Genomic DNA, 21,730 nt, shown 5'->3' with positions numbered 1-21,730 from the left:
CCGCTCACCGCGTCTCCTCGCTCTCCAGGAGCGCCCGCACCTTGATCGTCCCCGCCCTGATCCGGGTCTTCGCCGTGCCCAGCGGCACGCCCTCGAACGCCGCGACCTCCCGCGCCGTCATCCCGTAGATCCCGGCCATCACCAGCGCCCGCGCCTGCTCCCGTGGCAGCGCCGCCACCGCCCGCCGGACCCGCTCGGCCGCGTCGTCGGCGAGCGCGCGCCGCTCCGGAGTCTCCGACACGATCCCGACCAGCGTCTCCAGGTCCTCCGGCGACACCGGGGTCGCGCGCCGGGCCCGCACCGCGTCGATCGCCAGGTTGTGCGCGATGGCCGTCAGCCAGGCCCGTACCGAGCCGCGCCGGCCGTCGTACACCTGGGCGTGCCGCCACGCCCGCTCGAAGGTCTGCTGGGCCACGTCCTCCGCGAGCCGAGGATCGCCGACCACGGCGACGGCCACGCCGTAGACCGCGCGCTGGAAGCGGCGTACGAACGCCACCGCGATCTCCGGATCGCCCGTGGCGAGACCGGAGAGCAGTGCCTCGTCGGAAACCCGCTCCAGCGGAAGGCCCATGCGCCCCACACCCATGGATACGTCCGACGTCCCCGAAGGGATCGCCTGCGCCCATTGTCCGCCCGGACCGCAATCCCGGAGGGGCCCGGCGCCGTACTCCCTGTGGGGGAGCGGCCCGGAAGAGCCGACCCGGAAGAGCCGACCCGGAAGAGCCGACCCGGAAGGACCGCCCCGGAAGGACCGCCCCGGAAGGACCGTCAGGAGGACGGAACGATGACGGAACCACGTACGCGCGCACTGCTCGCCCTGTCGGCCACCGCGCTGGCCGGCGTCCTCGCCGCTTGCGGAAGCGGCGGTGGCGGTTCGAGCAGCGGCACCACCGCGCCACCCCCCGCCCAGAAGAGCACGGCACCCGGGGGCGCGACCCGGGTGACCGCGGACCTGGCCGACTTCAGGATCACGCTGTCCCGGCGGACCTTCGCGCCCGGCGCGTACGCCTTCGTCGTGACGAACACGGGAAAGCACGACCACGCCCTGGAGGTCGAGGGCCAGGGCGGCGAGAACCGTTCCGGCACCGTCGCTCCGGGCAGGTCCACGACCCTCACGGTGACCCTGAGGGCGGGAAGGTACGAGATCTCCTGCCCGGTCGACGGGCACAAGGACCTGGGGATGAAGACCGAGATCACGGTGGCCGGCGCCCCCGCCGACACGTCCGGCGACCGCCCGGCCACGCCGAACCACCCGAAGGCCCCGACCTCTCCCACCCCTCCCCCCTCTCCCGGCCATGGCTACTGACCCGCCCCGTCGTGCCGCCGTGCTCGTACTGCGGTCGGCCGCCGCGGGGCTGACCGCGACGACGGGAGCCATCCACCTCGCCCTCTGGGCCGACGGCTACCGCGACCTGGCCACCATCGGAAGCCTGTTCCTGCTGAACGGCGTCCTCGGCTGCCTCCTCGCCGCGGCCCTGCTCCTCGCCCCGTACCGCAGGCTCGCCCCGGTCGCCGCCGCCACCGCGCTGTTTACGGCGGGCACCCTCGGCGCGCTCTTCCTGAGCCTCACCACGGGCCTGTTCGGCTTCGAGGAATCGGCGGACGCGGAGCTGGTCCGTCCCACCGTCGCGGTCGAGGCGGCCGACGTCCTCGTCCTGACCGTCCTGGCCGTGGCCGCACTCGGCCACGGCCATCGCCAACGGCACCCCGAAGGGCATCGGAGGCGAACCACCGCATGAAGCCGCCCGAGGCCCGGCCCCCGCCGTGCCGGAGACCGGGTCGGAGAGGCCTCCGAGGCGTCCGCGCACGCCCCCCCGTGGGCGACGCGACCCGCGACGCCCCGGTCCGCCCCCGCCGACCGCGATCCACCGCGCACGACGGCCTCGCCGTGCTCGACCTGCTGGCCGGGCCGACACACGCGGTCGACGTCCTGAGCGGCGCCGCACAGAGCCTCCGGCCCGGCGCGCTCACCGCGCCTTCCGTGCACGCGACTTCCGCGCCGGCCGAAACCGTCGTGCAGGAGCCGGCGGGGCCGTGCGTGCTGTGCGGGCAGCCGGCCGCACCAGCACGATGAGCGCGACCCCCAGGACGGCCACGCCGACCCCGCCCATGATGACGGTGACGCCCGGGCCCTCCCGCTGCCCCGGCGCGTTGAAGGCCGTGACCGCGAACCACAGTGGACGTGCTGCCGAGGGCTCGTACGGTCAGGAGCCGGCTGCGGGAGCTCGCGTCCCCCGGGGGGCCGAGGGCATGATCCAGCGGATCGCCGCCACGACGGCGCGTCCGCCGGGACGGGCGAGCGGAAGCAGCAGGCGCGTGGCGTACGGCAGGTCGAGGCGGGTCCGGACCCACGCGGGCAGCAGCTCGACCGCCGCGGCCGCCAGGAACGCGTAGGGCAGCCGCGCGGGCCACGGCAGCGGAGGGCGGGAGAGCAGATAGCGCGCCGCGGCCCGGGACTGCGCGGTGGCGCGCAGCTCCGGGCGGTACTCCGCGAGCCGCGACGTCAGTTCCGTGGTGCTCTCCGGTGGGTCGACGACACCGAGCCGGCGCGCGACCCGTGCCATGTCGGCGACGTAGCCGTTCGCCGCCCGGGGACCCAGGGGATGCCTTCCGTACCGCTGGTGTGCCCTGAGGAAACAGGCGGTCTCGGCCGCGTGCACCCAGGCGAGCAGATGCGGGTCGGAGGCCCGGTACGGCACGCCCTCCGGAGTCCGCCCCCGCACCGAGTCGTGCACCCGGCGCACCCGGAGCACCGCGCGCTCCGCGTCCTGCGCCGTACCGAACGTGGTGGTCGCCAGGAAGGTGCTGGTGCGCTGGAGCCGCCCCCAGGGGTCGCTCTCGAACCCGGAGTGCGCGGCGACCGCCGCCATCGCGGCGGGGTGCAGCGACTGCAGGAGCAGGGCGGCGAGCCCGCCGACGTACATCGCGGCGTCCGTGTGCACGAGGCGCACCGGACGCTCGGTACCGAACCAGCGCGGGCCCGGCGTCCCGTGGATGCGGGCCCGCTTCTCGTGCGCGGTGGGGCCCGCGACCCGGTGCATCAGCGCCTCGCCGGCCCGCTCCCGCAGCTCGTCGAGACACGGTGGGGTCCAGAACACCCCTCCAGTGTGCGCCAGGCCCCCGGTGGACGCCGCTCTCCCCGGCGATGCCCTTGCCCCCACGCTCCGGCGCCGCCGGGCGGACACGCCCTGCACGCCCGGGTCCGCACGCCTCTCCGCAGGCCGCCCCGGCGAGGCCGGACCGCCACCCCGCCGGGCATGCGGCCGCGGAGAGGGCCGTGCGGGAATGGCCGTGTGGGAACGGTCGTATGGGATTGGTCCTACGGGGACGGTCATATCCCGTCCCACGTCTCACACCTCACGAGCGGGTCCGTCATCGCCTGGGTCTGCGGGGCCGGGCCCGGTTCGTGACGGCGGTGACGAGGAGGTCGATTCCTGCGGCGAAGACGGTGTCGTCGTCGGGGAGGCCTTCGGCCAGGACCGATGTCAGGTGGGGGAGTCGGTCCGGGTCGAAGTCGGGGGCGGGGACAGAGGTGTTCGCCTGGTGGTGGAGCGGGTTCACGCGGCGCTGTTCCTGGAGCACGAAGCCGGTGACGTAGTTGAGCAGGGTGCCCCCGGCGACGGCGGCGAGCGGGAGGGGCAGGCCGGCTTCGTGGGCGATGCCGCACAGGCGGTCGGCGAGGACGAGGGAGTTCGGCCCCGGCACGGCGTGGCCGGCGACGAGGGCGGCGCCGTCGGGGTGGGCGAGCATCGCGTCCCGTACGGCATGGGCGGCGGCCGTCAGCCGTGCGTCCGGGTCGACGGGCGGCTCCGCTCTCCCGTCCGGGACGGGGACCCGGTCCAGACAGGAGCCGACGATCCTGTCCGCGAGTTCGGCGAGGAGCTCGTCCTTGTCCTTCACGTGCCAGTAGATGGCACCGACGCGGACGCCGAGCCGGTCGGCGATCCGACGGGTCGAGAGCTGGTCGAGGCCGCTCTCGTCGAGCAGTTCCATGGCCGCGTCGATCACATCGGCCCGTCGTACCGGCATGTGTCCGCCCCTTTCCGTTTCCCTGGGTGCTCGGCGCCCGGCGCTTGACGTCCGGCGTTCGGTGCCTGGTGCCGGGCATGTGGCGCTTGACGCTTGAACAGCGCTCAGGTTAGCTTGAGCACTGTTCGACTTGAGCGCTGTTCAGGACAGCATAAGGGCAAAGGGGAACCCCGATGGCGGACGTGCAGGCACAGGTCGAGAACGTCCTCCGATCGCTGGTCGACTCCGGCCGGGAGAAGGGCGTGCAGGCCGCCGCGTACCTGCACGGAGAGCTGATCGTCGACGTCCACGCGGGGGACGGCGTCGGCCCCGACTCCCTCTTCCACAGCTTCTCCACGGGCAAGGGGGTGACGGCGACCCTCGTCCACGTCCTCGCCGAGCGCGGCCTGCTCGACCACGACACCCCGATCGCCGCGTACTGGCCCGAGTTCGGGGTCCACGGCAAGGACCGCGCCACCGTCCGCGACGCGCTGGCGCACCGTACGGGCGTGCCGCAACTGCCGCCGGCCGTCACCGTCGAGGAACTGTGCGACTTCGACGGCATGGCCGCGCTCGTCGCCGGCCAGGAGCCGCTGTGGGAGCCGGGCACCGCCACCGGCTACCACGGCTGGACCTTCGGCTGGATCCTCGGCGAGCTCGTGCGCCGCGTCACCGGCCTCTCCGCCGCGGAGGCCCTGCGGACCTACGTCGCCGAGCCGCTCGGAATCGCCGACTCGCTCCTCTACGGCGTCCCCGAGGAGCACGCGGACCGCGTGGTCCCGCTGGTGGCGGGCTCCTGGGAGGCGGGCCTCGCGACGATCCCGGCCGAGGCGCCCTTCTTCCTGGCCCTGCCGAACCGGGGCGTGTGGCCCGTCGCCGCAAACGCCAACCGCCCCGACTACCTGCGCGCGGACCTCCCCGCCGCCGCGACGGTGTCCGCCCGGGCGGCGGCCCGGATGTACGCGGCCCTGCTCGGCGAGGTGGACGGTGTCCGCCTGCTCCCGGAGCAGGCACTGCCCCGGCTGTACGAGGTCCAGACGGCGGAGCCCGACCGCATCCTCGGCGCGCCGGTCGTCAAGGGCATGGGCTACTTCCTCGACCTGCCGGCGATGGGCGGCGAACCGGCCTTCGGCCACAACGGCAGCGGCGGCAGCATCGCCTTCGCCGACCACCGGCGCGGCCTCTCCTTCGCCTTCACCCACAGCCTCCTGACCGGCGGCCCCGACGCCACCACCGCGGCCGACGTGGCGGCGGTGATCCGCACGGCGGTCGACCGGGAGGGCTGAGGCCACGCCTGGGGAGAGCGCCACGGGCTCCGCGGCCTGACGCCGTGGGTGCCGACGGCCGAGGGGCCGACGAGGAGGAGCAGCCCGCTCGCGTACGACAGGACGTGCGCCCGGACCCAGCCCCGCCCCGCCCCGGCCCACGAGCGGCTTCAGTCGAGGTCGGTTGCGGGCCCGGTCGCGTAGCGGCTCATCGCGTCGATGGTGGCCTGTGGGGTCAACGGCCGGTCGTCGGCGAGCATTTCCCGGAGCTCCCGGAAGTACCGCACGGACAGCCCGGGGGTGAACGTGCTGAGCATGACGGCGGGTTGGTCGGTCAGGTGGGCGAAGGTGTGCGGGGCACCGGGCGGAACCATCACGAGCGTGCCCGTGGCGGCGTCGTGGACCTCGTCCCCGACGGTGAACCGCACGGTGCCGGAGAGGACGTAGAAGCCCTCGTCGTGTCGGGCGTGGCGGTGCTGCGGCGGTCCCGGGGTGTGCGGGGCGAGGACGGACTCGGTGATCGCGAGGCGGTGCCCGGTGTGGCTGCCGTCCTCCAGGACGCGCATGTGCGTGGTGCCCAGAACGATCGTCTCGCCGTCGCCGGGGCCCACCACCGACACGGCCGGGCGGGTCTGCGGCTCGCTGCGCTTCGCTTCTTCGGTCATGCCCACGAGTGCACCGCCGGGGCCCCGCCCGTGTCCAAGACCCATCCAGCGGCGCCGATACCCCGTGGGTATCGTTGCCGCGTGGAGCTACGGACCTTGCGCTCCTTCGTGGCGGTCGCCGAGGAACTCCACTTCGGCCGGGCCGCCACCCGACTGCACATGAGCCAGCCGCCGCTGAGCCGGGCGATCAAGCGGCTGGAGGTCGACGTCGGGGCCCTGCTGTTCGTCCGCTCGCCCACGGGGGTCGCGCTCACTCCGGTGGGTTCGGTGCTGCTCGACGAGGCGCGGGCCCTCCTCGACCGCGCCGACCGCGTCCGGGTACGCGTGAGCGCGGCGGCCGGCGCCGCGACCATCAGCCTCGGCATCCTGGGCGACGGCACCGACCCGGGAGCGGCCAGGCCGGCCGCCGCCTACCGTCGAAGCCGCCCCGGCACCGGCATCCGCGTCCGCGACACCGATCTGACCGACCCGACCTGCGGGCTGCGCGCCGGACTGGTCGACGTCGCGCTGACCCGGGCGCCGTTCGACGAGACCGCCCTGACGGTACGCGTACTGCGGACCGATCCGGTCGGCGTGGTCCTGCGCGCCGACGATCCGCTGGCCCGCCGCGACGAGCTGCGGCCGGCCGAGCTGAACGACCGCCGCTGGTTCCGGTTCCCGCAGGGCACCGACCCCGTCTGGCAGTCGTACTGGAACGGTGGCAGGCCACGCGAGGGCCCCGTGGTGCGCGCCGTCCAGGAATGCCTGCAGGCCGTCCTGTGGAACGGCACGGTCGGCCTGGCACCGCTCGTACACGACCTGCCCGCGGAGTCGGCCGTGGTGCCGCTGATCGACATGCCGCCGAGCCCAGTGGTGGCGGTGTGGAACGAGGGCGACACCAACCCGTTGATCCGTTCCTTCGTCGAGATCGCGGCAGCCGCGTACCGTCGCTGAGCACCGACGACCGCTCCTGTCACGTCCCGTGACGTCTCGGGCCCCGAAGGCCCTTCGTGACCCGTCGGCAGACCTGTCTGGGGACGTGCCCGCACGGACTTCGCCCTTGCCCCACCGACCGGCGTCGGCCCGTTGCGAATCGGCAGGACCCGGCAATCGGCCCGTGCGGTGCTGGACGCGCTCCGCGATCCCTCCGCGGTCCCGGAGTCCGACCGGTCGGGTCGGCACGTCTTCCGGCCCAGTGGACTGGGGATCGGCATCCACTGCGCGCGGGACGTGTTCGAAGCCGTTGAGCTCGGAGGCCGTCGACTCGGACCCTGCTCAGGCCGCGAAGCGACTCCGACAGAGCCCGTCCGGACCGTCTTGAGCCCTTGCGGGACCCGGTCCCTTGAAGCGGGGTGAGCATCTTCCCGAAAGCGCGGACGCGCCCGGTGAAGGCGTTCCGGCGCACGCGCTGCGACGGCGCCCCGGGTCCAAGGAACGTGAGCCGGAGCCGCTCCCCGTGGACACGGCCGTCGCGTGAGGACAGGGGCATCGCGGCAGACGACCTGGAACCCCGGGTGCTCGGCCGGACCGACAGTGCCCGCCTCGCGATCCGGCAGCAGTCCACCGGCCCGCGGACCTCGCGGTGTCGTCCGGATCAGGCGGTGAAGTACCGGTCGAACACCTGGGGCAGGTAGTCCGCCGTCAAGCCGAGGCGGCCGACCGCGGTCGGCGAGGGTACGAAGCCGATCTCGTCGAGCTCCGGACCCGTGCCGGACCTGGTCTGCGCGACGGACAGGTCCGCGTGCAGGCGGCGTACGAGCGCCCCGGGCACGGGCGGGCAGAGGAAGTGGAAGCCGAGACTGCCGAACCGGCTGCCCCGGCTGAGGGCCCACAGCCGCAGCTCCTCGACGACGACGTGCACACCGGTCTCCTCGACCAGCTCGCGGGCGGCGTGCCGACGCAGCTCCGCCGTGTCCAAGGGCTCACCGGGCAGGGGAGGTTCGACCGCGCCGCCCGGCAGGCTCCACCGGCCGGGCGCCGCTGTGGCGGGAGACCCGCGCCCGACCACGAGGCCGCCCTCGGTGGGCAGGAGGACGGTGACGAACACAGACCCGGGGACCTGCTCGGGTGGCCGCAGCCGGCGCAGGGCACGGTAGCGGTACGTCATCGGGGCCCAGCGCACGACCAGGCTTCCGTCTTCGGACCGGTCGATGCCGAGAGCGGCCACCAGCGGGCCGTCGAACGTGGCGGGACTGCGGGCCGTCGTATCCTCCCAGAGCCGGTCCACTTCACGTTTCTCCCAGGGGGAGAGGACGGGCGCCACCTGCTCGGCGAACAGCAGCACACGGGCATCGAGGAACTCGACCGGGGGCCGGGCGGGCCCGGACTGCTCCTCCGGCTCGGGCAGGCCGGCGGCGCGGTTCACGAGGACCGAACCGGAGCGTCGGCCCGGACGGGGACGAGGAGGGGCTCGTCGGACGAGTTCGGGAAGGCACGTGATGTGGCGGGAGTGCTGGTCATGATTCCTCGGTCTTCTCCGGGATGCGGCTACCAGGGGCGGGGCGGTGAGTTCGGTGACGGTCTGACGGTCTGACGGACTGACGGACTGACGGGTGGCCTTGGGGGATCGGGGGATACGAAGGACGGTACGGCCCCGGTGGGCGGTCGTGAGTTGGTCCGTGAGTTGGTCGGCCGCGACCGGGCCCCGGCCGAACAGCTCCAACGCCCCCCTGTACGGAGGAAAGGCCACGCACTGCCGGTGCGCAGGCGGACGAGCGTACGTCGGTCGTGCTCGACGAGTTCCGGGTCCCCGGCCCGGGCCCCGAAAGCGATGCCGGAGACCGAGTCCGGGGCGACGCTCGCGACCGGATGCGCCTCCTCCGCCCGGCCCGGGAACCCAGCCGCTCAACGCGTCCACCTCGCGGCGGTGGAACTTCTGGTTCTGGTGGACCTTCACGAACCGCCCGCCACCCGCCACCCCGCGCACGCGCCACACGCGGCTGTGATCCCGCCGGAGGCGACGGGCCCCGGCCCCGGGACGGGACGGAGACGGTCGACGCGCGGGTCGTGGGCGATCGGATCGTCGGGGGCGTGGAAGTGCAGTGCGACCGGTGCACCGGCCCGGTAGGCGTCGAGTCCGGCACGGCAGTAGGCGACCATCGGCTCCGGCAGCGCGTCGAACGCGAACCAGCCCATGGCGTCGCACTTGTCCGGCTCGACGACCCGCGGAGTGCCCTGCCAGCGGCGGACCTCGAAGAAGAACCCCACCCGCTCCGGTCCGCCGCCCGGCGGCCGGTGGTGCACCGTCACGGCCGCGCGCACGTCCACCGGATCCACGACGAGGCCGGTCTCCTCCCGCGTCTCGCGGACGACGGCGTCCACGACGGTCTCCCGCTCCACGTGACCCGACGGCGCGTGCCACAGACCGGACGCGTACACGTCCCCGGCCCGCCGGGACAGCAGCACCTCAGGACCCCGCTCCCCGTCGCGGACGGCGATCAGGTGCACGTCGACCGACACGGTGTGCCGCACGCCGCTCACGTGCCGTCCCCCGACCGCCGGGCCGACCGCACCGTGCGCACGACGTCCTCGGCGAGGACCCCCTCGTACGGCCGGCCCGGACCGGAGGAGTGGAAACCAGCGGACCGGCCGCCCCGGAGAGGGCCGAGCACGATGGCGGTGACACGGTCCGATGCCATCAGAACACCTCACGGGGGACGGCGGGCAACGGCGGCAGCGTCCAGGCGAGAGCCTTCGGCCCCGTGCCGGAGGCGACGTGCTGGGGACCGGTGCCGTCGCCGAGCTCGACCCGGTACGCGTCCGGCCGCCCCGCCCGTCGCCAGCGGCTGTGGAGCTCTTCGAGCTCGGCCCAGATGTCGCGCGGCCCGTGGACGCGGACGGTCCTGTCGCCGGGGCCGGCCACGGCCCATGAGTCCTCCTCGGGAGCGACGAGGGTCATGGTCTCCGCCTGGAAGTCCCGTACCACCGCACCTACCTGGTAGGCGGCGGCCACCCAGAAGCCGTACGCGTCGTCCGGCGGCGGCGCGAGCCGGGTCGCCCGCGGTGTGCCGGGATCCACCTCGATGCGAACACGGTGGTCGATCGCGTCGAGCCACCGGTGGCCGAGCATGGGGCGGTACCCGCGCGGCCCGCCCCGTAAGGTCGCCTCGACCCGGCCCGTCCTGGTGCGGATGGCAGAGAGCCGGCCGGGCCAGCTCGGTGTGCGGGTCGCCAGCGTCGTCAGAAGCCTTCCGCGCGGCGCGAGTTGCTCCACCCATGTCCGTGGGACGCAGGGAACCCCGATGCCGGAGTGGATCCGGTCGAACGCCCCTCCTCCCGGGTGCCCTTCGAGGGCATCGCCCTCGACGACGGCGGCCCCCAGGCCGAGCCGGTCGAGGTTGCGCCGGGCGAAGGCGGCCATGTGGCCGTCACGCTCGACTCCGACGGCGAGACCGGGGCCGGTGACGGCGGCGGCGAGGGCGAGGGAGACCCCCGGGCCCGGGCCGAGTTCCAGATACCGCTGCCCGGGTCCCAGCCGGAGGGCCTGAAGGACTTCGGCGGTGACAGGGAAGTACGTGGACATCGAGGTCATGTGCCCGCCGGTCACCGGACCGCGCAACAGCGCGTCCAGCTGCTCGCCGTCGCGTTGCAGGAGAATCGAATCGTCGCCGTGGATCAGGTCGAGCCACTCCCGGCAGTCCTCCGGATGCGAGCCGTCGAGGAGGCGCCACTCGATCGGATCGGTGCCAGGACCGCTGACCCGCACGTACGCGTGGGGCAGAAGGACCTCGCGGCGCACGTGGAGCAGGGCGTCGCGCAGCAAGGGATCGGTCAGGACGCCCGCGGAGGTGAGGCGGTCGACCATGGCGGTGCGCAGACGGCTCGTCGCGGCGGACCGGGGATCAAGGGACATGAGGGCTGTCCTTCGCGGGTGAGGGAGTGGTCGCGGGCCCACGCATCACGCCGGGTCGGATCCGAGGGGCGTACCGGACACTCGCCGGGTACGAGAACGCGGTCGGCGTGCAGGGGCGTCGCCGGCGAGGCCCGGGGTTCGAGGCAGGCGGCGTCATGACCGCGCCTGCCCTTCGCCGACGGTCTCGGCCGGCTCGCCCGGCGCCGCTTCCGCCGGTACGGGTTGCGTCGGCAGCGAAGGGGCGAGGAACTGGCGCGCCTGCAGTTCGTACATCTCCCGGAACACGCCCGCCCCGGTGGCCGGGTCCATGAGCTCCGCGAAGGTGCCGTGCTCGACGACCCTGCCCTCGTCGAGCACGTAGATGAGGTCGGCGGCCCGGACACTGTGGAGGCGGTGGGTGATGAGGACCGTGGTCTGGCCCGAGCCGGCCATCCGGTGGATCTGGTCGAACACCCGCTGCTCCGCGGCGGGGTCGAGCGCGCTGGTCGGCTCGTCCACGATCAGGACCGCACCGTCGCGGTGCCGGGCGCGGGCGAGTCCGATCTTCTGCCACTGTCCGCCGGAGATCTCCTGGCCGCCCTTGTAACCGCGTACGAGCAAGCTGTCCAGGCCGCGCGGAAGGCCCTTGACGACCTCATCGGCACCCGCGTGGACGGCTGCGGCCTCGACGCTCCGGTCGTCCATCGCGGCGCTGCTCCGGCCGATCCCGATGTTCACCCGCGCGGTGAAGGGCCAGCGGAAGAAGTCCTGGGCGACCATCGCGACCCGGTCGAAGATCTGCGCGCGGTCCGCTTCGGCCGTGCTCACGCCGCCCCACAGGACGTGGCCGGAGTCGGGGAGCCGGGATCCGCTCAGCAGGCGGACGAGGGTCGACTTGCCCGAGCCGTTCCTCCCGACCAGAGCGACGGTCCTGCCCCGGGGGATGACGAGGTCGACCTCGTGCAGCGACGGCTCGTCGGCCCCGGGATAGGCGAAGGTCACTTTCTCGAACCGGATCTCGCACGCGTCCTCGGGCACGTCGAGCCCGCCCGTGGGAATGGAGCGCCGGGCGGCCTCCTCGCACAGCTTCTCCAGATCGGCGACGAACAGGGCTTCCTCCTGGACGTCGGTGACGCGCAGGACGAGGTCCGTGATGCTCGCCGCACCGGAGCGGATCGCCAGCACCGCCGTGCCCGCGACGGCCAGGCCCGTCTGCCCGTGCCACAGCAGCAGCCCCAGAGCGCCGTAGGTGGCGACGGTCGCGATGCCGCGCGTCGAGTCCGCGACCAGGTTGGTGCGGGCGCCGGTCCACGCGAGCCGGGTCTGCTCCCGCTCGCTGGTCTCGGCCATCTGACGGAAGTGCGTGAGCAGGAACGGGGCCGCGTCGTGGACGCGGATCTCGGCCGCGGCCTGTTGGTTGATCAGGAGCTGGCTGATCAGCTTGGCGGCCCGCACGTGCTGCACGAAGCGGTGCCAGCTGATGTACCGGTGCCGGGCCATGGTCAGCGAGCCCCACGCGCTCGGCAACGCCATGAGAACCAGCAGCGGCAGGAGGACGGGGTGCAGGACGGTGAGCACGCCGGCGGCGGCGATCAGCGAGATGGCGGAGGTGACCACGGCGGTGCAGTAGCCGACCATCCGCCGCGCCGAGTCCGCGCCCCACTGGGCGGAGTCCATCAGCTTGTGGAAGGCGTCGTCCTCGATCGCCTCCAGCTCCACCCGCGCCACCAGGCCCAGATACCGCTCGGTCGCCACCCGTTGGGCCTTCGGCTCCAGGATTCCCGTCGCGGCGGACGAGGCCGACCGACACGTCGAGCCGATCACCGCGAGGACGGCCACCAGCGCGAGCGACGGCAGCGCCGCGTGCAGCCGGCCGGTCATGTCGCCCGCGGCGAGCAGTTCGACGAGCAGGGTGTTGACCGCGATCAGGGAGACCGCCTGAGTGATGCCGCGGACGACCTCGCTCACGGCGACCGTGGCGAACGCCCGCGCGTCGGCCTCGCGGGCCAGCCGGACGGCCACCGACACCTGCTTCGGCAGGGAGCCGGCCATCGCGCGCAGACCCAGCTTCAGCCAGGCACCGTCGTGGGCTCCCCACCCGTAGTCGTAGGTGAGTTCACCACCGAACAGCAGCTGTTCGGACGCCGACGTGCTCTCCGCGGCGGCTGCCAGGGGGTCGCCGTTGCCCGTCATGCGCCCCACCCCGCATCCGGGCGTGCTGTGGTCGGGGACACTGCCGTGGTCGGGGCTGTGGTCGTGGTCGTCGAGAATCCTTGCCCGGGCCAATGGGCCTGGGCAAGAGGAGCGGGAAGAGGGGACATCACGGTCTCCGATGGTTCGAGCGGGGGCGTCGGATGGCTCAACGACGTCGCCCCGTGTCTCGAACACACGTGTTTCGGACGGCATTCGAACCCTGATGTCAGGCGAAAGCCCGTTCGTGCGGTGTGCATCGATCCGTGCGGTACGGGGGTCCTTGCGGAAGCCGGGTATGGCCGAAACGCCGACACTCAAGGTGGCCCGGCTGCAAAGGATTTCGGCCCGGTGAACGAGGCTGTCCAGGGCCGCTGCGTCCTGTGTTCGCCCCAGCCGAGGCGGGAGCCTCGCACGGTCCTCGCAGAGGCCGACGTCACCGCACCAGTTCGGACGCCAGCAGGTCCATGAGCAGTCCGTCGTGCCAGGTGCCGTCCTCGCCCCGCTCGTACTGCCGCATCACGCCGACGCGGCGGAACCCCGCCTTCTCGTAGCAGCGGATCGCCGCGCCGTTGTCGACCGCCGGGTCGATGACGAGCCGATGGTGGCCGAGGTCGTCGATCAGGTGGCGGGCGAGGGTGCGGACGGCATCGGTGCCGAGGCCCCTGCCGTGCACGGAAGGGTCGAGGAACAGGTCGATTCCGGCGTGCCGGTAGTCCGGTTCCTCCTCGGAGTACCACTGGATCATTCCGACGATCCGGTCGTGGTGGAGGACCGTCAGGCAGTGGGTGTCGGAGTCCTCCAGGTCGGAGGTCACCTCTTTCGCCATGTCGTCCCCACCGCGCCATCGTGCCCGGACCTCCGGGGTGGCGCGGACGGCCGCCAGGGCCGGGACGTCCCCGGGACCGGAAGGACGCAGGACGACGACCGAACCGCGCAACTCGTTCATGCGTACAGACTGCCCCGGGGGCCGGGCCGTGGGCCACCCCGACGGAAAGCCGTTTTCCCGGAGCCGTGGCTGGCAGGATTCCACCAGCGGAGTGCGGCCCCTCCCTCGGGCCGCCCGAGACATACGGAGTGCCCATGACCAGTGAACCCGTACCCTTCCAGGTGTACGAGGCGGGAACCTATCTGCACGGGACGAAGGCGCACCTGGCTCCGGGAGACCTGTTGGTCCCGGGCCGCGCATCCAATTTCGAGGAAGGGCGCGTGTCCCGCCACGTCTACGTTTCCGAGACCCTGGACGCCGCCGCCTGGGGCGCGGAGCTCGCCGCCGGCGACGGACAGGGGCGGATCTACGTGGTGGAACCGACCGGTGAGCTGGAGGACGACCCCAACGTCACCGACAAGAAGTTCCCGGGCAATCCCACCCGCTCCTACCGCACGCGTCAGCCCGTACGCGTCCTGTTCGAACTGGAGGGGTGGTGCGGGCACTCGCCGCAGAAGATCCAGGCCATGCGGGAGGGTCTGGACGAACTGCGACGCAAGGGCCTCGCCACCATCCTGGACTGACGGCGGATCCGTCCCCGGCATGACCGGCCCTCACCCTCATCTCCACCCCGGCCGTACGGCGTCGGCGACGGCGGTGATCGGGCCCGGCCGCCGTCCCGGCAGTGCGCGGGAGCACCCGACGCGGAGCGCCGGGTCCCCCGGTTGGCGGTCGATCGCGTGGTGCGGCCGCCGTGAGGGCCCCATGCTGGAGACGGCGTCCGGGTCCGCGCAGACATGACCGCTCCCGAGCGGGGCACTCGCAGAAGGGTCCCGACGGAGAGGGAGTCATGACGAGAGAACCGACCCGGGCCTCGGTGCCCGCGACCACAGGAACCGTGACCACGGCCGTACCGGCCCGACTGGACCGCCTGCCGTGGTCACGCTGGCATTGGATGATCGTGATCGGCCTCGGAACCGTGTGGATCCTGGACGGCCTCGAGGTGACGATCGTCGGAAACATCGCGGGCCGCCTCGCCGAGGACGGCAGCGGTCTCGACATCACCGCCGCCCAAGTCACCGGAACGGCCGCCGCCCTGTACGTCGCGGGCGCCTGTTCCGGAGCGCTGTTCTTCGGGTGGCTGACCGACCGCTACGGCCGCAAGAAGCTCTTCATGGTGACGCTGGTCGTCTACCTCGGAGCCACGGCCCTCACCGCCCTGTCGATGGAATCCTGGTGGTTCTTCCTCTTCCGCTTCCTCACCGGCTTCGGCATCGGCGGGGAGTACGCGGCCATCAACTCGGCGATCGACGAACTGATCCCGTCCCTGTACCGGGGCCGGGTCGACCTGATCATCAACGGCAGCTACTGGCTGGGCGCGATCGGCGGGGCCCTGCTCTCCATCGTCATGCTGGACACGAACATCTTCGCCGTCAACGTGGGTTGGCGACTCAGTTTCGCCCTCGGCGTGGTCCTCGGCCTGGTGATCCTCCTGGTCCGAAGGCACGTGCCGGAGAGCCCACGATGGCAGTTCATCCACGGCCACGGCGAGGACGCCGAACAACTCGTGTCGTCCGTCGAGCGCGAGGTCGAGCAGGAGCACGGCCGCCCGCTGCCGGAGCCCGCGGGCGAGATCACCATCCATCAGCGCCGGAGCATCGGCTTCGGCCTGATCGCGAAGACCGTCTTCCGCCGTTATCCGCGCCGCGCCGTCCTCGGCCTGTCGCTCTTCATCGGCCAGGCGTTCCTCTACAACGCCATCACCTTCGGCTTCGGCACGATCCTCACCACCTTCTTCGACGTGCCCACCGGCCACACGGGTTACTACTTCGCCGTCATCGCCGCCGGCAACTTCCTCGGCCCGCTGCTGCTCGGCAAGCTCTTCGACACCGTCGGTCGCCGCATCATGATCTCGTCGACCTATCTGCTCTCGGGCCTGCTGCTGTTCGGCACGGCCTGGCTGTTCGGCAGCGGCGTGCTCAGCGCCACCACCCTCACGGCCTGCTGGTGCGTCGTGCTCTTCTTCGCGTCGGCCGGCGCGTCGAGCGCGTACCTCACCGTCTCGGAGATCTTCCCGATGGAGACCCGGGCCATGGCCATCGCCTTCTTCTACGCGATCGGTACGGCGGCCGGAGGCATCAGCGGCCCCCTGATCTTCGCCGACCTCACCGAATCCGGCGTCCCGTCCGAGACGGTCCTCGCCTTCCAGATCGGTGCAGGCCTGATGTGCGCGGCCGGACTCGTGGCCGCCTTCCTCGCCGTGAAGGCGGAACGCCGCTCCCTGGAGGACATCGCCGAGCCCTTGTCCACGGCCCGCGACGAGGCGGAGCCGACCCCTACCTGACGCGGCGAAGGAGACCGCTGCACGAACCACGAACACGAACCGTGAACCGGGACGCCCTCCCGGACGCGATCAGTGGGCCGGCCGAGACGCCGGATCGCCCGCGCATCCGCACCCGGTGGGCGAGCAGAAGGACAGAAGACGTGGCCGGACCACCGACTCGGGGTTCGGCCCGCGGAGAGACGAGCGAGGTACGTCCATGCACACGCACGTTTTGCAGGAGCCGGTACTTGCGGCCGGTGTCTGGCAGTCCGGTCTGGCCCAGGTGCTGGGCGGGCTGCTTGTGGTCGCGGTCCTGATCGGAGCCTTCGTGTTGGGCATCCGGGTCAAGAACCGCGAGCTTCCGCCGCCGGACCCGGAGTCGCAGCCCCAGCGGCCCGACACGGGCCGGGCGCCCGGCGAGATGTCCGAGTACCGAAAGCCGTCCGAGGTGCCGCAGACCGACGGTGAGCACCGGCTCAGGCCCTACAACCTGAAGAACTCGGGCGATCCCGACACCGAACCGCAGAGCGAGGAGAAGCGCAAGTGGCGCGGCATCTCCAGCGGCGGTTTCGGCAGCGGCGGAACGGGCCACGGAGACTGAGCCACCGCCGCGCCGCACCAGCGTGATCAAGCCGCGTCAGCTGGATCAAGCAGCGTCAGTCGTAGCGAATCGCATCAGCCGTATCGAGCCGCATCCGGACCGCCGCGTCGGCAGAAATGTCCATGGAGCCTCCGCCGTAACCCCCCGAACGGTGGAGGCTCCGCCTTCTCCCGCGGTCCCTAAGGGCTGTCGGTGGGAGCACAGGCGCCCTGCACCCGGGTGGCGCCCCCGTCGACGAGGTGCTGGATGGCGGGGCCGTAGAGGTCCGCGAGCCGTTCGGCGGTGGCGTTGGCGCTGGCGCCGTCGGGGCGGTGAAGGCTCAGGGTGGCGCCCAGACCCAGGAGCTGACCGGCGACGAGTTCGGCGCGCAGCCGGGCGTGGGGGCCGGTGAGGACGTCCGTGAGACGGTCGGTGATCTGCTCGCGGAAACGGGCGCGCAGCAGGGTGCGTTCGTCCTCGATGCCGAGGGAGAACACGACGCGCAGGAGCGGGTCCCCGCGGAGCCGGTCGCGGAGGTCGACCATGGTCAGGACGAGGTGCCGGCCGAGGTCGGGCAGCGGGGCGGCGAAGAGTTCGGCGGCGGCCGGGCGGAAGTCGACGACCGTGTTGAACAGGGCTTCCTTGCTGCCGAAGCGTTTGACGATCAGGGACGGGCTCACCCCGGCCGCCGCGGCGATGCCGCGCATGGTGACCTCGGCGTACGGTTTGAGCGTGAAGGCCCTCCGCGCGGCGCGGACGATGGCCTCGCGTCCGGTCTCCGGGCCCGCTTCCCCTCCCCCCGGGGGAGGGTTTCCGGCTTCCTGGCGGACGGTTCGATCCGCGTCGGCCGTGGCCGGGAAGACGGGTTCTTCGGCGGTGCTCATGCGTTTCCTCGGGCGGCGCTGGCGGGCGGTGGCACCGTGACCGTACCGCCCGAGCGGTCGCCGTCGCGCGGAGCGCCCCGGCCCGGCCGGTCGGACGGCAGGAGGAGGGTGGCGACGAGGGCGGCGAGGGCCGCTCCGGCGGCGATCAGGAAGATCAGCAGGTAGGCGTGGAGCGTCGGTGCGGTCCGGCCGTCGGCCACGAAGGTCACACGGGCCAGCACGGCGGTGACCACGGCGCTGCAACCGGCCTGTCCCACGGAACGCATCAGGGTGTTGAGGCCGTTGGCCGACGCGGTCTCGCTCACCGGCACGGCCCGCATGACGAGGGCGGGCAACGCCGAGTAGGCGATGGCGGTGCCGCAGGCGACCACGGTGGCGCCGCCGACGATCAGCCAGAGGCTGTGACTGGTGAAGAAGCGCACCACATAGCCCAGGGCCATGACGACCGCCGCGACGGCGAGTGCGGTGCGGGGCCCGTACGTGGCGGACATCCGCGCCGAGAGCGGGGACAGGGCCACCATCGCGAGCCCACCGGGCAGCAGGCAGAGTCCGCTGACGACGATGGAGGCACCGAGGCCGTAGCCGGTGCTCGTGGGCTCCTGCACGAGCTGGGCGGTGACCAGGGAGTTGGCGTAGAACGAGAAGCCGATGAGCAGGGCCGCGACGTTGGTCAGCAGCACGGCGGGCCGGGCGGACACCCTGAGGTCCATGATCGGGGACGGGGTGCGCAGTTCGTACCGGCCCCAGAGCAGGCCCACGGCCACCGAGGCGCCGAGTAGACCGAGCGTCAGCGCGGAGGTCCAGCCCCAGCCGGAGCCCTGGGTGATCGCCAGGAGCACGCCGACCAGCAGGACCGCGAGGCCCAGCGTGCCCGGCACGTCGAAGCGCCCCCGGGAGCGCACGGCCGACTCCGGCACGATCCACAGCACGAGCAGGAGGTCGAGCAGGCCGAGCGCGGCGGACGCCCAGAACATGGTGTGCCAGTCGAAGTTCTCCGTCACCACGGCGGCCAGGGGGAGTCCGATCGCCGCGCCGATGCCGAGGGTGGAGCTCATGAGCGCGATCGACGGCAGGACGCGTTCGGCGGGGAGCTCGTCGCGGATGATGCTGATGCCGAGGGGGATCACCGCGAGAGCCGCGCCCTGGAGGGCCCGGCCGGTGATCAGCACGCCGATGTCGGAACTGACCGCACAGAACACGGACCCGAGGGTGAGCACCCCGAGCGACACGAGGAGGACCCGCCTCTTGCCGTACATGTCGCCGACCCGGCCGAGCACCGGAGTGAACACCGCGCCGGTGAGGAGGGTGACGGTCACGAGCCAGCCCGCCGCGCCCGCGCTCGCCCCCGTCAGCTCGGGGACGTGCGGCAGGAGCGGCACGACGAGGGTCTGCATGACGGCGACGACCACGCCGCAGAAGGCGAGGACGGGGACGACGAACCGGGAACGGGCGGGCCCGGACGTCGTGTCGGGCACGGGTTCGGCGGAGGTCATCATGCTCCAGAGGCGAGGCGAGGCGAGGCGAGGCGAGGCGAGGCGAGGCGAGGCGGGCGAGGCAAGCGAGGGCTGGGGGTGTACATACGTTCACCCCCAGGGTAAACAGGTGTGCACCCCCTGCCAAGGGCGATGCCTTCTCGCCGGCCGGGGCGGCAGGCCCCTCGCCGTGCCGGGCGCGGCGGAGCGGGTGATGCTGAGGGCATGGGTGGCGCCTTCCCGCGACGGCCGTCGCCCGCCTACCGGGCGGCGGCGCGCAGGGCCCTGCGCGTCACGATCGCCGCCACGGCCGGGTTCTACGTACTTCTCCGCGGCTTCGACTCGGCGGTCGGCGCCACGTACGCCCTGTTCGGCGCGATCGCCATGGCCGGGCTCTCTCGTCTCCCCGGCTCCGGGCGCCAGCGGGCCACGCTGCTGGTGGGCGTGGTGCCGGTGTGCTGGGTGCTGATCACGCTCGGCACGTACCTGTCCGTGCGGACGTGGAGCGCCGTGGTCGGCATGCTGGTCGTCGGGTTCGCGCTCGCGTTCATGGCCGTCGGAGGACCACGGTTCGCCGGTGCGGCCACGGGGCTGCAGTTGATGTACATCCTGCCGTCGTTCCCGCCCTACGACCCCGGTTCGCTGGGCGAACGGCTGGTGGGGGCGACCTTCGGGCTCGTCCTGCTCGTCATCGCGGAGATGCTGCTGCTGCCCGAGCCGGCGGCCCTGCCCTACCGCGAACGGGCCGCCAGGGCCGCCGACGGCGCGGCGCGCTGCGCGGACCTGCTGCGTTCCGCCCCGTACACGCTGCCGGAGGCCACGCTGCGCACCGCCCGGACCCTGAGCGCGGGGCTCCGTTCCTCGCGCGTGCCCGAGGCGGAGCGGCCGGCCGGAGCGGGCCTGAGACCGAGGGCGTTGGCCCACACGGGCCTGGCGACGCGCACCCTGCTCGGCCGGCTGACGGTGTTGCCGCCGCCTCCCCGGGCCGGAGAGGCCGAGACGTCGTCGGGGGCCGGGGACCCGGACCCGTTGCGGGCGGTCGGGGACGTGGCGGGGGAGACCGCCGCCCGGCTGCGGGGCGGAGCCCCCGACGGACGGGCGCACGCCCGTCTGCGGCAGATCCGTCGGACCCTGGCGGCGGCCGGGGGAGGCACTCCCGCCGTGCTGCGTCGCAACGCGGCGCTCCTGGAGCTGGCGGACGCGGCGCTCGCGATGTCCACCGCGTCCGACATCGCCGTGCGGGGCCGAGCGGCCGACGTGCCGGTGCCCGGCCGGTTCTGGTACGCGCGGATGCGGGCGCCACGGCTGTGGTGGTGGCGCCTGTCGGGTCACGTCGGCGGCCGGTCGGTGTTCTTCCAGAACGCCGTACGGATCAGTCTGGCCCTGGCGGCGGCCCGGTGGATCGCGGGCGTCGACACCCTCCCGCACGGCTTCTGGGTGTTGCTGGCCACCTTGACGCTGACGCGTACGACGGCACGGGAGACCCGGAAGACGGAGCGGACGGCGCTGACCGGCACTCTCGTCGGTGCGTTGGTCGCGGCGGCGCTGCTGGCGCTGGTCGGCACCGACATCGAGGTCTACGCGGTGGCCCTGCCCCCGCTGATGCTGATGACCTTCACGCTGGGGCCGGTGAAGGGCCTCGGGTGGGCGCAGGCGCTGTTCACGGTGGTGGTCGCCCTGGTCTTCGCGCAGCTGGCGCCGGCCACCTGGCAGCTCGCCGAGTTCCGGCTGCTCGACGTGCTGACGGGCAGCGCGATCGGCGCCGTGTTCGGGCTGCTGGCCTGGCCGCGCGGTGCCCACGACGAGTTGCGGCGGTCGGTCGCGTTGCTCCTGCGGATCGCCGCGGAGATCGTCGTGGCCACGACGGCGCAGATCGCGGCGGGCGGGCGGCGCGTGCCGGTGGTCACCGCGCCGGGACACCGTTCGCTGCAGCACGCCCTGGTCATGGCGGAGTCGGCGTACGCGCAGTACCTGAGCGAACCCGAGGGGCCCGCCCCGCCGCCGGTCGGCCAGGACTGGCAGGCCGCGCTCATCGCCGGGCACCACACGCTGTGGGGCGCCGACCGGCTTCTCGTGCCTCCCGAGCCGGTCGTGGCTCCGCCGCTGCGGAGAGGAGCCGCGGAGTCCCTCATCCGCACGGGCGACCGGGTCGCGGCGGACATGCTGCTGGCTTCCGCCCGCATCGACCCCACCGGGGACACCGTGGAGACGCCGGTGCCGCTCCACGCCCCGATGACCTCCGCAGCCTTCGCCGACGACCCGCCCGGCGCACCGCGCGTGTACTACGCGACGGTGTCCTGGCTGGCCTCACTGACGACGGACCTGGCGCGGCTCGCAGGAGATGCCGACACCGACGCCGCCGGTGCTGCCGACACCGGGGCCGACGCGCCCGTCGGCGGGGCCCGCACCGTCGACGCGTACGGCGCACAGCCGTCCCCGCACACCGGAGCTCGCGCCCCCTCCGGCGATGACGCCACCGGTCCGCCGGACGTCGGTACCGGCCCGCCCGGCCGGCCCGCGCGATGACGGTGCCGTGCCCACCGGCGCTCGGGACGTCGGAGTCGGCCGACGGGACGCGGCAGGGCGGGGGACCGGCGTCGGGCCG

Annotated in this window: 20 protein-coding genes and 1 pseudogene; 8 read left to right on the top strand and 13 right to left on the bottom strand. The window is 73.1% G+C overall.

The window, feature by feature from the left end; all coding sequences use genetic code 11:
• Positions 1 to 4: 4 nt before the first annotated feature.
• Positions 5 to 571: an RNA polymerase sigma factor gene (locus tag ACZ66Z_RS32060; protein ID WP_469939077.1), complete on the bottom strand. Its 567-nt coding sequence runs from the start codon at positions 569 to 571 to the stop codon at positions 5 to 7.
• A 213-nt stretch (positions 572 to 784) separates the two neighbouring features.
• Between ACZ66Z_RS32060 and ACZ66Z_RS32055 the strand changes: the two genes are divergently transcribed.
• Entirely contained in the window at positions 785 to 1,306 is a 522-nt protein-coding gene (locus ACZ66Z_RS32055) for a cupredoxin domain-containing protein (RefSeq protein ID WP_469939076.1), read from the top strand.
• Positions 1,296 to 1,739: a hypothetical protein gene (locus ACZ66Z_RS32050; RefSeq protein ID WP_469939074.1), complete on the top strand. Its 444-nt coding sequence runs from the start codon at positions 1,296 to 1,298 to the stop codon at positions 1,737 to 1,739. The genes ACZ66Z_RS32055 and ACZ66Z_RS32050 overlap by 11 nt, the downstream gene beginning before the upstream one ends.
• 228 nt (positions 1,740 to 1,967) lie before the next feature.
• Here the strand turns inward: ACZ66Z_RS32050 and ACZ66Z_RS32045 are convergent.
• The 3 genes and pseudogenes from ACZ66Z_RS32045 to ACZ66Z_RS32035 form a co-directional block, all read right to left on the bottom strand.
• A pseudogene (locus tag ACZ66Z_RS32045) lies at positions 1,968 to 2,189 on the bottom strand (hypothetical protein); the annotation flags it as partial.
• Positions 2,190 to 2,204: 15 nt separating this feature from the next.
• On the bottom strand, positions 2,205 to 3,041 hold the full coding sequence (locus ACZ66Z_RS32040) for an oxygenase MpaB family protein (protein ID WP_469939151.1): 837 nt from the start codon (positions 3,039 to 3,041) through the stop codon (positions 2,205 to 2,207).
• A gap of 331 nt (positions 3,042 to 3,372) precedes the next feature.
• Complete coding sequence (locus tag ACZ66Z_RS32035) at positions 3,373 to 4,029, bottom strand: TetR/AcrR family transcriptional regulator (RefSeq protein ID WP_469939073.1); 657 nt, start codon at positions 4,027 to 4,029, stop codon at positions 3,373 to 3,375.
• Between the two features lie 173 nt (positions 4,030 to 4,202).
• On the opposite strand from ACZ66Z_RS32035, the gene ACZ66Z_RS32030 reads away from it, so the two are divergent.
• Positions 4,203 to 5,294 (top strand): serine hydrolase domain-containing protein, encoded by a 1,092-nt coding sequence (locus ACZ66Z_RS32030; RefSeq protein WP_469939071.1) that lies wholly within the window; start codon positions 4,203 to 4,205, stop codon positions 5,292 to 5,294.
• Between the two features lie 149 nt (positions 5,295 to 5,443).
• Here the strand turns inward: ACZ66Z_RS32030 and ACZ66Z_RS32025 are convergent, their stop codons facing one another.
• Entirely contained in the window at positions 5,444 to 5,938 is a 495-nt protein-coding gene (locus ACZ66Z_RS32025) for a cupin domain-containing protein (protein ID WP_469939070.1), read from the bottom strand.
• An 81-nt stretch (positions 5,939 to 6,019) separates the two neighbouring features.
• On the opposite strand from ACZ66Z_RS32025, the gene ACZ66Z_RS32020 reads away from it, so the two are divergent.
• Positions 6,020 to 6,871: a LysR family transcriptional regulator gene (locus tag ACZ66Z_RS32020; RefSeq protein ID WP_469939069.1), complete on the top strand. Its 852-nt coding sequence runs from the start codon at positions 6,020 to 6,022 to the stop codon at positions 6,869 to 6,871.
• A 640-nt stretch (positions 6,872 to 7,511) separates the two neighbouring features.
• Here ACZ66Z_RS32020 and ACZ66Z_RS32015 read toward each other — a convergent pair.
• The 6 genes from ACZ66Z_RS32015 to ACZ66Z_RS31990 all read right to left on the bottom strand — a co-directional run bounded on the left by ACZ66Z_RS32015 (position 7,512) and on the right by ACZ66Z_RS31990 (position 13,887).
• A complete protein-coding gene (locus ACZ66Z_RS32015; protein WP_469939068.1) occupies positions 7,512 to 8,282 on the bottom strand; it encodes an NUDIX hydrolase in 771 nt (256 codons plus the stop codon).
• Positions 8,283 to 8,809: 527 nt separating this feature from the next.
• Positions 8,810 to 9,397: an NUDIX hydrolase gene (locus ACZ66Z_RS32010; RefSeq protein WP_469939066.1), complete on the bottom strand. Its 588-nt coding sequence runs from the start codon at positions 9,395 to 9,397 to the stop codon at positions 8,810 to 8,812.
• On the bottom strand, positions 9,394 to 9,555 hold the full coding sequence (locus ACZ66Z_RS32005; protein WP_469939064.1) for a hypothetical protein: 162 nt from the start codon (positions 9,553 to 9,555) through the stop codon (positions 9,394 to 9,396). The genes ACZ66Z_RS32010 and ACZ66Z_RS32005 overlap by 4 nt, the downstream gene beginning before the upstream one ends.
• A complete protein-coding gene (locus ACZ66Z_RS32000; RefSeq protein WP_469939062.1) occupies positions 9,555 to 10,769 on the bottom strand; it encodes a protein-L-isoaspartate O-methyltransferase family protein in 1,215 nt (404 codons plus the stop codon). The genes ACZ66Z_RS32005 and ACZ66Z_RS32000 overlap by 1 nt, the downstream gene beginning before the upstream one ends.
• A 153-nt stretch (positions 10,770 to 10,922) precedes the next feature.
• A complete protein-coding gene (locus ACZ66Z_RS31995) occupies positions 10,923 to 12,941 on the bottom strand; it encodes an ABC transporter ATP-binding protein (RefSeq protein ID WP_469939061.1) in 2,019 nt (672 codons plus the stop codon).
• Between the two features lie 433 nt (positions 12,942 to 13,374).
• A complete protein-coding gene (locus ACZ66Z_RS31990) occupies positions 13,375 to 13,887 on the bottom strand; it encodes a GNAT family N-acetyltransferase (protein ID WP_469939060.1) in 513 nt (170 codons plus the stop codon).
• Between the two features lie 134 nt (positions 13,888 to 14,021).
• On the opposite strand from ACZ66Z_RS31990, the gene arr reads away from it, so the two are divergent.
• The 3 genes from arr to ACZ66Z_RS31975 all read left to right on the top strand — a co-directional run bounded on the left by arr (position 14,022) and on the right by ACZ66Z_RS31975 (position 16,790).
• Entirely contained in the window at positions 14,022 to 14,450 is a 429-nt protein-coding gene (gene arr / locus ACZ66Z_RS31985) for an NAD(+)--rifampin ADP-ribosyltransferase (protein WP_469939058.1), read from the top strand.
• A 266-nt stretch (positions 14,451 to 14,716) separates the two neighbouring features.
• The gene (locus ACZ66Z_RS31980; protein ID WP_469939057.1) at positions 14,717 to 16,210 is read left to right on the top strand and encodes an MFS transporter; all 1,494 of its coding nucleotides are present in this window, start codon (positions 14,717 to 14,719) and stop codon (positions 16,208 to 16,210) included.
• A gap of 196 nt (positions 16,211 to 16,406) precedes the next feature.
• Complete coding sequence (locus ACZ66Z_RS31975) at positions 16,407 to 16,790, top strand: DUF6479 family protein (protein ID WP_469939055.1); 384 nt, start codon at positions 16,407 to 16,409, stop codon at positions 16,788 to 16,790.
• 179 nt (positions 16,791 to 16,969) lie between these two features.
• Here the strand turns inward: ACZ66Z_RS31975 and ACZ66Z_RS31970 are convergent, their stop codons facing one another.
• Both ACZ66Z_RS31970 and ACZ66Z_RS31965 read right to left on the bottom strand, forming a co-directional pair.
• Entirely contained in the window at positions 16,970 to 17,653 is a 684-nt protein-coding gene (locus tag ACZ66Z_RS31970) for a TetR/AcrR family transcriptional regulator (protein ID WP_469939053.1), read from the bottom strand.
• On the bottom strand, positions 17,650 to 19,146 hold the full coding sequence (locus ACZ66Z_RS31965; RefSeq protein WP_469939149.1) for an MFS transporter: 1,497 nt from the start codon (positions 19,144 to 19,146) through the stop codon (positions 17,650 to 17,652). Before ACZ66Z_RS31965 ends, ACZ66Z_RS31970 begins: the two co-directional genes overlap by 4 nt.
• A gap of 204 nt (positions 19,147 to 19,350) precedes the next feature.
• Between ACZ66Z_RS31965 and ACZ66Z_RS31960 the strand changes: the two genes are divergently transcribed.
• Positions 19,351 to 21,651 (top strand): FUSC family protein, encoded by a 2,301-nt coding sequence (locus tag ACZ66Z_RS31960; RefSeq protein ID WP_469939052.1) that lies wholly within the window; start codon positions 19,351 to 19,353, stop codon positions 21,649 to 21,651.
• Positions 21,652 to 21,730: the final 79 nt, after the last annotated feature.

This window comes from Streptomyces sp. NPDC107498 (assembly GCF_055582805.1).
This window is presented reverse-complemented; position numbering and strand designations above follow the sequence as displayed.

What these genes read in the sequence shown, in the direction of transcription:
- ACZ66Z_RS32005 (WP_469939064.1), bottom strand. Translation starts at nt 9,555, where the DNA reads ATGGCATCGGACCGTGTCACCGCCATCGTGCTCGGCCCTCTCCGGGGC.
- ACZ66Z_RS31965 (WP_469939149.1), bottom strand. Translation starts at nt 19,146, where the DNA reads ATGACCTCCGCCGAACCCGTGCCCGACACGACGTCCGGGCCCGCCCGT.
- ACZ66Z_RS31990 (WP_469939060.1), bottom strand. Translation starts at nt 13,887, where the DNA reads ATGAACGAGTTGCGCGGTTCGGTCGTCGTCCTGCGTCCTTCCGGTCCC.
- ACZ66Z_RS32050 (WP_469939074.1), top strand. Translation starts at nt 1,296, where the DNA reads ATGGCTACTGACCCGCCCCGTCGTGCCGCCGTGCTCGTACTGCGGTCG.
- ACZ66Z_RS31980 (WP_469939057.1), top strand. Translation starts at nt 14,717, where the DNA reads ATGACGAGAGAACCGACCCGGGCCTCGGTGCCCGCGACCACAGGAACC.
- ACZ66Z_RS32060 (WP_469939077.1), bottom strand. Translation starts at nt 571, where the DNA reads ATGGGCCTTCCGCTGGAGCGGGTTTCCGACGAGGCACTGCTCTCCGGT.
- ACZ66Z_RS32055 (WP_469939076.1), top strand. Translation starts at nt 785, where the DNA reads ATGACGGAACCACGTACGCGCGCACTGCTCGCCCTGTCGGCCACCGCG.
- ACZ66Z_RS32000 (WP_469939062.1), bottom strand. Translation starts at nt 10,769, where the DNA reads ATGTCCCTTGATCCCCGGTCCGCCGCGACGAGCCGTCTGCGCACCGCC.
- ACZ66Z_RS32040 (WP_469939151.1), bottom strand. Translation starts at nt 3,041, where the DNA reads ATGCACCGGGTCGCGGGCCCCACCGCGCACGAGAAGCGGGCCCGCATC.
- ACZ66Z_RS32030 (WP_469939071.1), top strand. Translation starts at nt 4,203, where the DNA reads ATGGCGGACGTGCAGGCACAGGTCGAGAACGTCCTCCGATCGCTGGTC.
- ACZ66Z_RS32025 (WP_469939070.1), bottom strand. Translation starts at nt 5,938, where the DNA reads ATGACCGAAGAAGCGAAGCGCAGCGAGCCGCAGACCCGCCCGGCCGTG.
- ACZ66Z_RS31960 (WP_469939052.1), top strand. Translation starts at nt 19,351, where the DNA reads ATGGGTGGCGCCTTCCCGCGACGGCCGTCGCCCGCCTACCGGGCGGCG.
- ACZ66Z_RS31995 (WP_469939061.1), bottom strand. Translation starts at nt 12,941, where the DNA reads ATGACGGGCAACGGCGACCCCCTGGCAGCCGCCGCGGAGAGCACGTCG.
- arr (WP_469939058.1), top strand. Translation starts at nt 14,022, where the DNA reads ATGACCAGTGAACCCGTACCCTTCCAGGTGTACGAGGCGGGAACCTAT.
- ACZ66Z_RS32035 (WP_469939073.1), bottom strand. Translation starts at nt 4,029, where the DNA reads ATGCCGGTACGACGGGCCGATGTGATCGACGCGGCCATGGAACTGCTC.
- ACZ66Z_RS31970 (WP_469939053.1), bottom strand. Translation starts at nt 17,653, where the DNA reads ATGAGCACCGCCGAAGAACCCGTCTTCCCGGCCACGGCCGACGCGGAT.
- ACZ66Z_RS31975 (WP_469939055.1), top strand. Translation starts at nt 16,407, where the DNA reads ATGCACACGCACGTTTTGCAGGAGCCGGTACTTGCGGCCGGTGTCTGG.